General features: G+C 59.6%; 9 protein-coding genes. 7 read left to right on the top strand and 2 right to left on the bottom strand.

Going from position 1 to position 13,452, the window contains the following annotated elements; translation table 11 throughout:
- Positions 1-318 precede the first annotated feature (318 nt).
- From fdh to MOP44_RS01245, 5 genes are all read left to right on the top strand, one after another.
- Positions 319-3,546 carry a formate dehydrogenase gene (fdh, locus tag MOP44_RS01265; RefSeq protein ID WP_313901043.1) on the top strand — a complete coding sequence of 1,076 codons (3,228 nt, stop codon included), beginning with the start codon at positions 319-321 and terminating at the stop codon, positions 3,544-3,546.
- Complete coding sequence (locus MOP44_RS01260) at positions 3,543-4,382, top strand: 4Fe-4S dicluster domain-containing protein (RefSeq protein ID WP_260794080.1); 840 nt, start codon at positions 3,543-3,545, stop codon at positions 4,380-4,382. The genes fdh and MOP44_RS01260 overlap by 4 nt, the downstream gene beginning before the upstream one ends.
- Positions 4,375-5,496 (top strand): NrfD/PsrC family molybdoenzyme membrane anchor subunit, encoded by a 1,122-nt coding sequence (gene nrfD / locus MOP44_RS01255; protein ID WP_260794079.1) that lies wholly within the window; start codon positions 4,375-4,377, stop codon positions 5,494-5,496. Before MOP44_RS01260 ends, nrfD begins: the two co-directional genes overlap by 8 nt.
- Positions 5,497-5,511: 15 nt before the next feature.
- A complete protein-coding gene (fdhD, locus tag MOP44_RS01250) occupies positions 5,512-6,357 on the top strand; it encodes a formate dehydrogenase accessory sulfurtransferase FdhD (RefSeq protein ID WP_260794078.1) in 846 nt (281 codons plus the stop codon).
- A 148-nt stretch (positions 6,358-6,505) separates the two neighbouring features.
- Positions 6,506-7,804 (top strand): flavin monoamine oxidase family protein, encoded by a 1,299-nt coding sequence (locus tag MOP44_RS01245; protein WP_313901042.1) that lies wholly within the window; start codon positions 6,506-6,508, stop codon positions 7,802-7,804.
- Positions 7,805-7,815: 11 nt separating this feature from the next.
- Here the strand turns inward: MOP44_RS01245 and MOP44_RS01240 are convergent, their stop codons facing one another.
- Complete coding sequence (locus MOP44_RS01240) at positions 7,816-8,778, bottom strand: cation diffusion facilitator family transporter (protein WP_260796718.1); 963 nt, start codon at positions 8,776-8,778, stop codon at positions 7,816-7,818.
- Positions 8,779-9,080: 302 nt separating this feature from the next.
- Between MOP44_RS01240 and MOP44_RS01235 the strand changes: the two genes are divergently transcribed.
- Together MOP44_RS01235 and MOP44_RS01230 are read left to right on the top strand one after the other, a co-directional pair.
- Positions 9,081-10,694: a GH35 family beta-galactosidase gene (locus MOP44_RS01235; RefSeq protein ID WP_260794077.1), complete on the top strand. Its 1,614-nt coding sequence runs from the start codon at positions 9,081-9,083 to the stop codon at positions 10,692-10,694.
- A gap of 142 nt (positions 10,695-10,836) precedes the next feature.
- Positions 10,837-12,405, top strand: a complete 1,569-nt coding sequence (locus tag MOP44_RS01230) for a sodium:solute symporter family transporter (protein ID WP_260794076.1) — start codon at positions 10,837-10,839, stop codon at positions 12,403-12,405.
- On the opposite strand, the gene MOP44_RS01225 is transcribed toward MOP44_RS01230, so the two are convergent.
- Positions 12,386-13,435: a LacI family DNA-binding transcriptional regulator gene (locus MOP44_RS01225; RefSeq protein WP_260794075.1), complete on the bottom strand. Its 1,050-nt coding sequence runs from the start codon at positions 13,433-13,435 to the stop codon at positions 12,386-12,388. The genes MOP44_RS01230 and MOP44_RS01225 overlap by 20 nt on opposite strands.
- Positions 13,436-13,452: the final 17 nt, after the last annotated feature.

The raw sequence follows: 13,452 nt of genomic DNA, 5'->3' as shown, positions 1-13,452 counted from the left end.
CTTAAATCCTGCGGCAGCAATGTTTTCTAGCCACCGCAGGGGACGCCCTGAGGTGCACGTCGAAGTAGAGGATCGAGCCGCGAGGGATTGGGCCTGCGGGTAACGACAGTCAGAACTAACGTACCGTTCTGCCACGTGCACAGGTCACTCGTGAATATCACTTACGTGATGTCGCCTCTCAGGCTCTGTGACTCTATCGGATGGCAGGCGCGATCTGGCTGCCCGAGGTCATGGCAACATCTCCGCCGTTCCTGACATCCGACTACCCACGGTGGCTGTGCCAGCCATAGGCCCCGTGTGCGTTGTGGAGAGATGCTGATGCCGAACCATTCAGGAATTCCTGCCCGAAATCCGGAACGCGCCAGCGCAAACCAGCCGTTCAGCCCGAATTCAGTCAACAAGCACTCACGCATTAACGGCGCCACAGAGGTGAACAGCGTCTGCCCCTATTGCGCGGTGGGCTGCAGCCAGCTTGTGTATGTCAAGGGCGGCAAGATCATTGACATCGAGGGCAATCCCGCCAGCCCCATCAACGGCGGCACTCTCTGTCCCAAGGGTGCGAACACATTTCAGCTGAACGTGAACCCCCATCGCATCAAGCACGTAATGTATCGCGCTCCCTATTCCGATCGTTGGGAGCCCAGGCCGCTCGACTGGGCGATGGATCGCATCGCGCACCTGACCGTGGAAACGCGGGAGCAGGGATTCGTCGAAAACCGCGACGGCCAAATGCTGAACCACGTGACGAACATGATGTCGCTGGGCGGCGCCACCATGGACAACGAAGAGAATTACCTCATCAAAAAGCTGCTCAACGGCGGCCTTGGCATTATTCCCATCGAAAACCAGGCGCGAATATGACACAGCGCTTCGGTGCCCGGTCTGGGCGCCTCGTTCGGTCGCGGAGCGGCCACAAGCTTTCAGGAAGACCTGCAGAACTCTGACTGCATTCTGATCATGGGCTCCAACATGGCGGAGGCGCATCCAGTCGGTTTCCGTTTTCCCATGATGGCGCGAGAACGCGGCGCGAAGCTGATCCATGTTGACCCGCACTTCTCGCGCACTTCGGCCATGTGTCAACAATACGTGAAGATCCGCACCGGCACGGATATCGCCTTTCTCGGCGGACTCATTCATTACATCCTGCTGCACGACAAGTGGTTCAAGGATTACGTGCTGGCCTACACCAACGCCGCCACTATCGTGAATGACGAATACAAGGACGCTGAGGACCTTGGCGGCATCTTCTCCGGCTTCGACCAGGAGAAGCGCACCTACGACGCGCAAAAGACGTGGCACTACGAGGGCGAAGGCGAAGGCGAGCGCACGCAGGCCGGCCATCACATGAAAGCCGAGTCGTTCACCGAGCGCACCGGCCACCTTGAGAATCCACTACCACCAAGCGATCCGACGTTGCAGAATCCCAACTGCGTGCTGAACATTCTCAAACGCCACTATCGCCGCTACACCCCTGAGATGGTGGCCGACATCTGCGGCTGCAGCGAACAGGATTTCGTGCGCGTTGCGGAAACGATCTGCTCCAACTCAGGTCGCGAACGAACATGCTGCATCGTCTACGCCGTTGGTTGGACGCAGCATTCAACCGGAGTACAGATCATCCGTTCCGCAACCATAGTGCAGCTTCTGCTCGGCAACATGGGACGTCCCGGCGGCGGCATCATGGCCATGCGCGGCCACGCCAGCATTCAAGGTTCCACCGATGTGCCGACTCTGTACGAATTGCTCCCCGGCTACATCATGCAGCCATCTGCTCTGCGCGATCACGGCACACTCGAATGCTATCTCAAGCAGGAAACGCCCAAGACTGGCTTCATGGCCAATCTGCCGAAATTCATGGTCAGCCTGCTCAAGGCCTGGTACGGCGATGCCGCCACGAAAGAAAACGAGTACGGCTTCAAGTGGATTCCGCGCGTGGACGACAACTACTCGCATCTCGCCTGCATGATCCGCATGCTCGAAGGCAAGATCAAAGGCATGTTCCTCTTTGGCCAGAACCCTGCGGCGGGCGCTCCTAATGGCAAACTGAACCGCGAAGCCCTCAAGAAGCTTGATTGGCTGGTAGTCCGCGACTGGTTCGAAATCGACACGGCTGCGTTCTGGTACAAGGGACCCGAGAATCCCGATCCCGCCACCATCGGCACCGAAGTCTTCTTCATCCCTGCTGCGTCGAGCGCCGAGAAAGAGGGCACCTTCACCAACACGCAGCGTCTGCTGCAATGGCACGACAAAGCCATCGATCCACCCGAAGACTGCCGCTCCGATACATGGTTCGTCTACGAACTCGGCAAGCGCTTGAAGAAGCTTTACGCGGGCTCAACGCGCGAGCGCGATCAGGGCCTGCTGAATCTCACCTGGGATTATGAATTCGATCGTGCCGAGGTGTTGCCCGACGGTTCGGCAAGCCGAATCGAAGGCGAACCGGATGCCCAGAAGATCCTGATGGAAATCAATGGCTACACCGTTGCGGACCGCAAGCAGGTGCGCGACTTTAACAGCCTTCGCGATGACGGCAGCACCGCCTGCGGCTGCTGGATCTATAGCGGCGTATTCCCGGAAGAAGGCAACAATCGATCGCGCTCGCGCAAACTCACTCCCGGCGTATACACCAGTCCCGACTGGGGCTTCTCGTGGCCGTTGAACCGCCGCATGATGTACAACCGCGCGTCCGCTGATCCCGACGGCCGTCCCTGGTCCGAACGCAAAAAGTACATGTGGTGGGATGAGGAGAACAAGCGCTGGACCGGCCCCGACGTCCCCGACTTCGAACCGACGAAACCACCCGACTATCGCCCCAACTCCGACTCCACAGGCATGCAGGCCATTTCAGGCGACGCGCCCTTCATCATGAAGCCCGACGGGCGCGGCTGGCTATTCGCGCCGATGGGCGTGAAAGACGGCCCTCTGCCCACGCACTACGAGCCGATCGAGTCGCCCATTCCCAACCTCCTCTATCCCGAGCAGCGCGTCAACCCCACCATCGAGCTCTATCACGTCCCGCTCAACACCTACAACCGCCCTACCGCGGAGTACCCGATCGTCGCCACCAACTATCGCCTCACCGAGCACTATCTCAGCGGCCCCATGAGCCGCTTTGACAGTTGGCTCAACGAGCTGCAGCCCGGCATGTTCATCGAGATCAGTGCGGAACTGGCGGAAGAGAAGGGAATCGACCACGGTGGATGGATGGTGGCATGGAACTCGCGCTGCGCCATTGAAGCGCGTGCCATGGTCACTCGCCGCGTGCAGCCCCCCATCGTGAACGGCAGGACTGTGCACCAGATCGGCATGCCTTTCCACTGGGGGTTTGCCGGCGAGACAGTCGGCGCAATCGCAAACGACCTCACCTCCATCAGCGCCGATCCCAACGTGAGCATGCACGAAGCCAAAGCATTCACCGTGGATGTACGTGCCGGCCGCCTTGAACACCATGAGGACATCAAGCCTTTGCCCGCTGCTCCGTGGCCCACCCGTGAAGAATCGCCAGACACCTCTAAATCCGCTCAGCCGGAAGGACAAGCCATATGAACGAGTCGCTGGCACAAATCGCCGCCGACCTGCGCGACACCTGGATTCGCCCCGAGCCGCCTGCCGATGAAGAAGAGACGGGATTCTTTACCGACACGACGCTCTGCATCGGTTGCAAGGCCTGCGAGGTCGCTTGTAAACAGTGGAACCAGCTTCCCGCCGACGGCTTCAACTGGACCGGCAACAGCTACGACAACACAGTGGCGCTGTCCGATACAACCTGGCGCCACGTGGCGTTCGTCGAGCAATATGATCCCATCGAACAAATCAATCGTTGGCTAATGATGAGCGACGTCTGCAAGCACTGCCAGGCGGCTCCGTGCGTTGAAGCCTGCCCCACAGGCGCGCTTCTCTACAACGAATTCGCCAACGTCTACGTCCAGCAGGATGTCTGCAACGGCTGCGCGAATTGCGTCGTTGCGTGCCCCTTCGGCGTGATCGCGCGCAACAAATCCGATGGCCGAGCCCACAAGTGCACCCTCTGCTATGACCGCCAGAAGGACGGCCTCACACCGGCCTGTGCAAAGTCGTGTCCTACCGAATCCATCAAGTTCGGCAAGGTCAAAGACCTCCGCGAAATCGCTCGCAAGCGTGTTGAGGAACTCCACGCGCGCGGCGAGACCGATGCGTACCTCTACGGTGCTGAAGCATCCGGTGAATACAGCGCGCTGAACTCATTCTTCCTGCTGAAAGACAATTCCTTCGTCTACAACCTCCCTGAGCGCCCGCGCCGACCGGCGGCTCATCTCAAGAAGAACTACATCTTCAGCTTTGCCGCAGCCATCGCCCTCACGGCAGTTTCCGCGTTGCTCTTCGCTGGAGGAAGTCGTGGCTGAGCTCCAGGAAATTAACGATCCGCGCGACGTCTTCAGCCAGCTCACGCCCGCTTACGACATCCAGCGCAGCGCCACTCCAGAGCGCGTCGGCGAACCCGGTTACTACGGCCTTCCGATTCTTAAACGCCCTTTCTGGCGCTGGGAGATCGCGCTCTACTTCTTCTTCGAAGGCATCAGTGCCGGCGCCTACACCCTATCGGCGATTGCCGATCTCACCGGCAACGAACGCTATGCCAAACTCGTTCGCCGCGGACGCCTCATCGCCTTCGCCACCATGCTGGCTTGCCCTCCTCTGCTCATCGCCGATCTCGGTCGCCCTGAGCGCTTCCACCACATGCTTCGCATTTTCAAGAAAACCTCGCCCATGAATCATGGGGCATGGGCGCTCTCCGGCGATGGTTTATTCGCAACGCTGCTCGCGGTGTTCATGATTCCTGCGGCACGCCTGCCGTTCGGCCGGGTTCTCCTGCATCTGCTGCAGCGTCTACTTCCCGCACGCGTCGTCTCCGCACTCGGCCTTCCCTTTGCGCTCACCATGATCAGCTATCCCGGAGTGTTGCTGGAAACTACCGCTAATCCAGTTTGGTCGCACACCAACTTCCTCGGCCCACTCTTCGCCGCAAGCTCTATGAGCACTGGCGCCGCGGCACTCGCTCTGGCGAGCGGCAATTCAAATGACCACGAACTGGATCGGCAACTCGCGCGGTTCGAGGACATTTCGGCCGCAGCCGAAGCTGCCTCCCTCATCGCCTACGCCGCCAGCGCTGGTCCGGCAACTCGCCCCTTTACAACCGGCAGTCAGTCTGCTCTGTTCGTGCTGGGCGCCATCGGTCTCGGCATCGTAGCACCCGCAGTTCTGCGCAGAAGCCGCTCCTCCGTCCTCCGCTCCGTCTTCGCACCGTTGATGACCATCGCCGGCGGTCTGGCTCTCAAATGGGCGATCACAAACGCGGGCCAGGAGTCAGCAATGGATGCCGAACTCGCCAATCGAAACGCACCATCGTCAACCGGAAGACCGTTCTGGGGACCGCGCTCAGACGCAGGCGAGCAGCAATCCAGCGATTCATTTATCTCTAGCGCGCCCACAACGCTCATTTCAGGAGAATCCGCGTAAAATAGCGCCACTGTTATGCGACCACCCCCGCAGAGCCTCGAATTGACACAGGTCACCGAATGGAGCAGCGGCGCAGTCAGTTCCGTCCAGGATTCTTTGGTCGCCGAAGAACCGCTCGAAATCCGCGTCAACGGCGTTCCCGTGAGCGTAACCATGCGCACCCCCGGGCACGATCGCGAATTAGCTCTGGGCTTCCTTTTCACCGAGGGCATCATCGATTCATGCGAACAGATCGAGCAAGTGGACCACCTTACTACCAAGACAACAACAAAGCGGAATATCGTGGAAGTTCGCTTGGCGAACGCTGATTTCGACTCGACCACACTCCAGCGCAACTTCTTCGCAACCTCGAGTTGCGGCATCTGTGGCAAAGCCACCATCGAAACCGTCCGCCGCAGAGGGCTGCGCTCCCCCAATCAAAGTTTCCGCATCTCCCCTGAAGTGTTATGCAAAATGCCTGAGGCATTGCGCGCACAACAAGCCCTGTTCGATCGGACCGGCGGCCTTCACGCTGCCGCACTCTTCGACAAGCAAGGCGACCTCGTCGTCCTGCGAGAAGACGTCGGTCGACACAATGCGGTGGACAAGATCGCCGGTTGGGCGCTCCTGCAAAACCGCGTGCCACTCAGTGATAATGTCCTGCTCGTGAGCGGCAGAGGTGGCTTTGAAATTATCCAGAAGGCGCTCGCCGTCGGCATTCCAGTGATTGCCTCCGTGTCCGCGCCTTCCAGTCTCGCAGTCAAACTTGCCCGTGAGTTCGGACTGACGCTGATCGGATTTCTCCGCGGTGAGCGATTCGTGATCTATTCGGCAAGCCACCGTTGTCTGCCTCAGTCCGGGGACTACGCAAAAGCCTCCTAACGCGAAACTACGGCCTCGTAAATTCTCCTTCGTTACATTCGCGCTTCTTCGTTGTCCCGCTCAAACGTGAGCAACGCGGCTGCTATCGTGGGGATCGCATAGCCGCATCACCGAACCAAAGGCTAAGTAGCGCGCATCTGATCCTCATATGGCTCGGATCGAAACGGACATCGTGATGATCGGCGCCGGTGTCGCAGGCCTCGCCGCCGCCGGCGTCCTCGCCCAAGCGGGACGCCGTGTCACCGTCATCGAAGCGCGCGGCAGGATAGGCGGCCGCGTCTTCACCGTCAATCCCGGACCTGAGGCCGTCGAGTTAGGTGCCGAATTCGTCCATGGCAATCCGCCCGAGTTACGTGGCCTTCTGCGAGACGCCGGCCTCCGCACGGAGGAACTGCACGGCTCTCAGCTCTGCTGGAACAATCAAACGCTGGCTCCTTGTGAAGAATCGCTCGAACGCGAATTTGATTGGATAGAAGCGCTGAAAAACTGGAAAGGTGACGATTGCTCCTTCAAGGAATATCTCGATCGCGCCTCCGTACCTGAACCAGCCAGACGCAGGCTCATCGACTATGTAGAAGGCTTCAACGCTGCCGATCATCGAGACATCGGCGTGAAGTCTCTCGGCGCCCAGCAAGCGGCTGAAGACGCAATGGAAGCCGATCGTCTCTTCCACGTCGTCGGCGGATATCACCAGGTTCCTCAGTTTGTATCGCAGGCGATGATCCGCGATGGAGGCGAACTCATCCTCAACGCCCGCGCGACCTCCATCGAGTGGCAGCCGGGATCAGTGCTGATTAGCTTCGAAAACGACGGCCGTCGCCAGGAGATCCGCGCCTCACGCGCGGTCATCACTCTCCCCCTCGGAGTCCTGCTGGCTGGAGCGGTAGTCTTCACACCGCGTCCTCACAAAACCCTGGAGGCTGCCGCGCAAATGAGAATGGGAATTGTTGAACGCACCATACTCGAATTCCGCGAGCCGTTCTGGATCAGCAGCAGAGGCGATCTGCAAGGTCAACTGAGTCAATTGAGCTTCCTCTTCAGCACCGGCAACGCGCCCAACGCGTGGTGGACGCCATTTCCAGATCAGCATCCCCGGTTGACTGCCTGGACCGGTGGTCCTCGCGTTCGGTCACTGCCGCAGACCCAACATGAGCTCGAGCAGCATCTGCTAAGCCAGTTATCCCGCATCTTTGCCCGCAGAGAGCAAGACCTTCAGCAACTGTTTGTGCGCTCCTGGATGCATGACTGGCAGCGCGATCCATTCACTATGGGCGCTTATAGCTATGCCCCGGTGGACGCCGCGGATGCTTCAAAGATGATGACGGAGCCCGTTGATCACACCCTCTATTTCGCCGGCGAACATACAGACACCAGCGGAAATTGGGGAACCGTTCATGGAGCGCTTCGCAGCGGACTCCGCGCGGCCTCCCAGATTCTGAACGCGTAACTCAGATTCTGCTAGCCGTCCGTGCCGGAGTGAGGATGCTCGTTTTCTTGGCTACCTAACGAATCCGGCTCGATGTAGATTCTCTCCATGGCCGGCTCCTCTTTGCGTATCTGGTTCTTCAATCGCGCGATGCTGCCTTCCACTTGCTGCACGCTTAACGAGCGCTTGAACGTGACGCGCGCCGTAAGCAACGCCTGCCCCGGTCCCAGTTGCATCGTGAGCAGCTCTCCAATCTGCTCGACCGCCGAATCATCAGAGATGATGCTCTCAATCGTCCGTATGCGAGCGCGATTGGTACGTTCTCCAATCAGCAACGCCCCGGTCTCTCTCGCCAGCAGAAGCGCAACACCGGCCAGCAGCAGCCCAATCAGTATCGACGCCGCAGGATCGAGATACGGATTCCGGAAGATCGCACCCAAAAGTATTCCCAGAAACGCAATCACGGTGCCGATCATCCCCGCTGAGTCTTCCAGGAAAACCGTGAACACCGTAGGATCCTTGCTGCCAATCACCTCGTCAAACACGCCTTCATCAGGGTCTTTGCGCTTTTTCAATTCTCGATAAGAAATCCGCCATGAGTAGAACTCGAACGCGGCAGAAGCTACCAGAACGCCGTAACTCCATCCAACATTCTCCGGAATCGACGGGTTGAGGATCCGCGAAATACCTCTGTAAATGGTCAGTCCGCTTCCGAGGGCGAAAATGTAAATGGCCACCAGGAGCGAGTAGAAATAGAGCGTCTTCCCATATCCGTAAGGGTGAAGTGGATCAGCTGGCTTGCCGCTTCGCCGCATCCCAATCAGCAGCAGAATCTCGTTCCCAATATCCACACTCGAGTGGATCGCCTCCGCCATCATCGCGGAACTGCCGGTGCTGAGAGCAGCCAGGTACTTGACGCATGCGATAGCCGTATTCGCAAAAATCCCTGCGTATACGACCTTCTTGCTGCCACTGGATCGCGCCGATGGGGAAATGGCTAGCCTCCTTCAGGTTCGCTTCTATCGAGGCGCTGTTTTCCGTCTTTCAAAAGCGGCGAACTCACTCTGTTCCGATGCGCCATTGCGAAGAAGGGAAATCAGACCGGGAGTCTCGGACTGGCGCCATGCGCTTCAATCGGCCGGGCGGAGCCTGGGTCCTCTGCCGCACCACTCGCCCAGTGGCATGGTTGCAATCAGCACCTGCGCTGAACCGGATGCCTCTCAAAAAGCAGGGGAAGGGAAGTCACCTCTTGCGGATTTTTGATGTATACGATTACATTTTTCGGGAGGATCCATTCATGAACACCACCTCTCGCAACCCCTTGCGGGCAACCCTGCTCCTCCTTGCTCTGTTTGTCTTGTCCTTGCCGCTGTTCGCGGAAGATGCCCCCAAGGTCGTCCAGAAGGACGGCCGCTACGCCCTGCTCGTCGATGGCCGCCCCTACCTGGCATTGGGAGGCCAGATCCACAACTCCAGCGCCTGGCCCTCCGAACTGCCGCAAGTCTGGAAAGCCATAGCCGCTCTCCACGCCAACACCGTCGAGGCGCCTGTCTACTGGGAGCAGTTCGAAGCCCAGGAGGGCCACTTCGATTACTCGAACGTCGATCAGCTCATCGACGGAGCCCGCGCTCACAACCTGCGTATGGTGCTGCTCTGGTTCGGCACGTGGAAGAACGGCAACATGCACTACGTTCCCGACTGGGTGAAGACTGACACCACGCGCTTCCCGCGCGTCATTCGCCCTGACGGCGAGCCCATCGATGTCCTCTCGCCTCTTTCGCGGAACACGCTCGAGGCCGACAAGAAAGCATTCGTCGCCCTCATGCGTCACCTCAAGCAAGTCGACGGCGATCGGCACACCATCATCGTTGTTCAGGTGGAAAACGAATCGGGCAACGTCGGCAGCATCCGCGACAACTCCCCCGTCGCCCATCGTGAATTCGACGGCCCTGTGCCCCAGGATCTCCTTGCGATCGTTCGCAAGAGCCCTGGAACCTGGCGCCAGGTCTTCGCCGGCGAGGCCGACGAAACCTTCCAGGCCTATCACCAGGCCAAGTACATCAACGAGATCGTCGCCGCCGGCAAGGCTGAATTCGCAATCCCCTGTTACATCAACGTGTGGCTCACGTATCCTGCGGCGGAATTGCCGCAAAGACAGATCGACACGCCCGGCATCGGCTACCCAAGCGGCGGCGCCGTGCAAAAGCTGGTCGGAATGTGGCGCGCTCTCGCACCCGCCATCGACATGATTGGCCCCGACATCTACTCAGACGATTCGCAGTTCTATCGCGACACGATGAACGCCTACCATCGCCCCGACAATCCTTTGTGGATACCGGAAACAGGCCGCGGTGACAGCTTTGGAAAATACTTCTTCTACGCACTCGGAGAAGGCGCATTAGGCTTCGCGCCCTTCGGCGTCGACGAGAGCGGATGGAACATCCTCGGCGACGAGCCCTGGAAAGCGCATGCAATGAACTTCGCGCTCATCGGGCCCATGGACCGCGAAATTGCCCAGGCGGAATTCGAAGGCAAGCTCAAGACCGCTGTCGAAGAGCCCGGACAAACCTCCTCTGAGATCAACCTCGGCGATTGGCAGGCCACCGTAGCATTCGGCTTTCCCCAGCCCGACGGCCGCAGAGCTCCCGGCACGAAAGACGCGCACGCAGCCGCACTCGTCGCGCAGATCGGCCCCGACGAATTCCTCGTTACAGGCATCGACGCAAGCGTCAGCTTCCATATTCCCGGCAAGCAGCCGTGGATTCGCAGCCAGATCATCTCTGCCGAGCAGGGCACATACGAGAACGGCGTCTGGAAACCTCTCCGCCGCTGGAACGGCGACGAAACCGATCGCGGCCTGTGCTTCCACAGCGCGCCCGAAGTGGTGCGTGTCAAGATGGGCAAGTTCTGATCCGCATGGCAAAGCCCCATACAGAGGCGGCGGCATGAACACCGTCGTCTCGCAGACCGCACCACCCGCGCCTCACTATAATGAGCACACGCTTCCCTGCGCCTGTGTTCACGCAGCTGCCTGAGGACCGCCATCTTCTCCTATGCACTGGTATCCTCTTCAAGCTGTTCTGGCAGTGCTTTACATCGTCGGCCTTCTTGTCGTGGGCATCCTCGCCGGCCGCAAGAAGCACGACTCGAACCAATTCCTCAACGCCACAGGATCCCTCCCATTCTGGCTCTGCGCCACTGCCTGCATCGCATCCAACTGCGGTTCGCTTGACGTGATCGCGATGATGGCGCTTGGCGCGCAATATGGCATGCTGGCGTGCCACTTCTATTGGATCGGCGCGGTTCCCGCGCTCATCGTGCTCGGCTTCTGGCTCATTCCTGCTTACGCTCGCGGCCACTACCCCACCGTGCTCGACTTCATCGGCAGCTACTGCGGCGCACGCACGCGCCTCGTGGTCACCGTATCCATGGCGCTGATGATGTTGCTGCTGTCCGGCGTCTGTCTCTGCGCGGCAGCGCAGGCCATCGCCACGTGGCTCGGCTGGAGCTTCCTGAAGGCCGTCTTGCTCACAATCGTGGTCGTCTCTTTCTACACGGCGCTGGGCGGCTTTCGCGCAACCATCTACGGAGAGTTGATTCACTTTGCCGTCGTCCTTGCAGCCGTAGTTCCGCTTCTGTTCTTCGTCATGCGCGACTTCGGCGGCTTCGGAAAGTTCCTCGCCAGCGTCCCGGCTAACAGGATGCATGCATGGCAGTCCCTCCCCATCGTCTCGCCGCACGCGGTCATGGATCGCCTCGGTCTCATCGTCGGTCTCGGCTTCGTATTGAGCTTCGGCTACTGGAGCACCGACTTCGTCCAGATGCAGCGCGCGCTCGCGGTGCGCGATAAGGATCGCGTGGCCCGGATCCCGCTCACCGTCGCCGCTGCCAAAACGGTCTTCGCATTCTTCATCGTGCTTCCGGGCGTAGCCGCTCCTCTCGTTCTCGCGCAGCGCGCAAACGCAAACTACAACGCAACGCTGCCCCTTCTCATGCAGCACTATTACAGTCCCGCGTGGCTCGCTCTCGGATTCCTCGGCCTCACCGCCAGCCTCGTCTCCACCTTCGCTAACAATGTCGCCGGCTTCACCTCTGCGTGCGTGCAGGGAATCTATCAACACTGGATTCGCCCCTCGCTGCCTGATGCACACTACGTCGCGGCAAGCCGGCTCTGTAATCTCGCGGCCATCGCGCTCTCCATCGGCTCAGCTTATCTGGCGCTCCATTACCTCAGCCTCATGGAGTACATCCAGCTCATTCTCTCCACATTCAACGCACCGTTGTTCGCCCTCGTCGCAATCGCCGCGCTCGCACCGGAACTCGCCGCAGCAGGCTCATTCGGCGGCTTCCTCATCGGAGTGGCGGCTGCGCTCCTGCACCAGGCGCTCGTGCGCACAGGCGTGCTTCACTACGGCAGCCAGATGAGCGCCAACTTCTATTGCGCCATCGCGAGCTTTTCGTTGAGCGTCCTGGGCGTGTGGTCGATCGCTGCCTTGAGGAAGACGGAGCACACTGAGCACCACTCCAGGGTGCGCGTGCGGCTCCATCTCTCCCGTGCCACCGTCTTGTGGGCCATCGTCGTCTTCGGCGTCTGTGCTTTTCTCAACGGCCTCGTCTGGTAGCACTCTTGCGCGCTGGCTTCCTGTCGCTCGGAGCCTTCCCGGTCGACCGCCGCACCACCAGGCTCATCGGCAGTCGGAACTGCGGCCCTGGCTTGCTCAGGTCCTTCGCGGTCTCGCGCAGTGCCTCGAACAGCATGCCTGCGTACTCTCTCCGCGAGATACGCAGAGTAGTGAGCGGCGGATACACAATGTCGCTCATCTCAATGTCGTCGCAACCCGCAATCGAAATATCGTCAGGAATCCGCAGCCCCTTGTCATACGCTGCACGCATCGCGCCAATCGCCGTCAGATCATTTGCCGTGATAATCGCTGTCGGCTTTTCCTTCTGAGACAGAATGCCTTTCATCGCAACCGATCCGCCATCGATCCTGTAGTTGCCGGTCACCATCCATTCCGACCGCGATGTCAGGCCCTGGTTCACGATCGCGTCCATGAACGACTCTCGGCGCACCCGAGACGTCTCTAGCCCTTCCGTTCCTCCAATAAAGCCCAGCTTGCGATGTCCAAGCTTCTTCAGGTGAGCGACCATCTGCGCTATGCCGCCGGGAAAATCGATAATGATGTCGCTGATGCCGCACGCGGACTTGTAATGATCCGTAGTCACCACCGGAATCCGGTTCTGAACTAGCGACTCGAGCGCGGCAGCTTCATGTTCTGATGTCAGAATCGCCACGCCATCCACCCGCCGCAACAGCATGCGCCGCAGCGAGCGCTGCAGCCGCGTCGACGCAAAATCCGTATTCGCTACCAGCAGTTCCTGCTCGTTTTCCACCAGCAGCTCTTCGAACATCTTCACCAGCTCCGTGAAGAACGGGTTCGTCAAATCCGGAATGATGATTCCGTAAATCTGGCTCTTGCCGTGCTTCAGATGGATCGCGCTGGTGTTGGGAACGAAGTTCACATCCGCTATGATCTTGCGAATCCGGCTGGCCGTCTCTTCGGTCACCAGCTCAGAGCCGTTGATCACGCGTGACACGGTCGCACTGGAGACGCCTGCCAGCTTCGCGATCTCGCGCATACTGATCGACATAATTGCCCCTGTCAACC

It is taken from the genome of Occallatibacter riparius (assembly GCF_025264625.1).
In the GTDB taxonomy this organism is placed as follows: Bacteria; Acidobacteriota; Terriglobia; order Terriglobales; family Acidobacteriaceae; genus Telmatobacter; species Telmatobacter riparius.
Note: the sequence above shows the minus strand (reverse complement) of the source record. Positions and strands in the feature narration are given on the sequence as shown.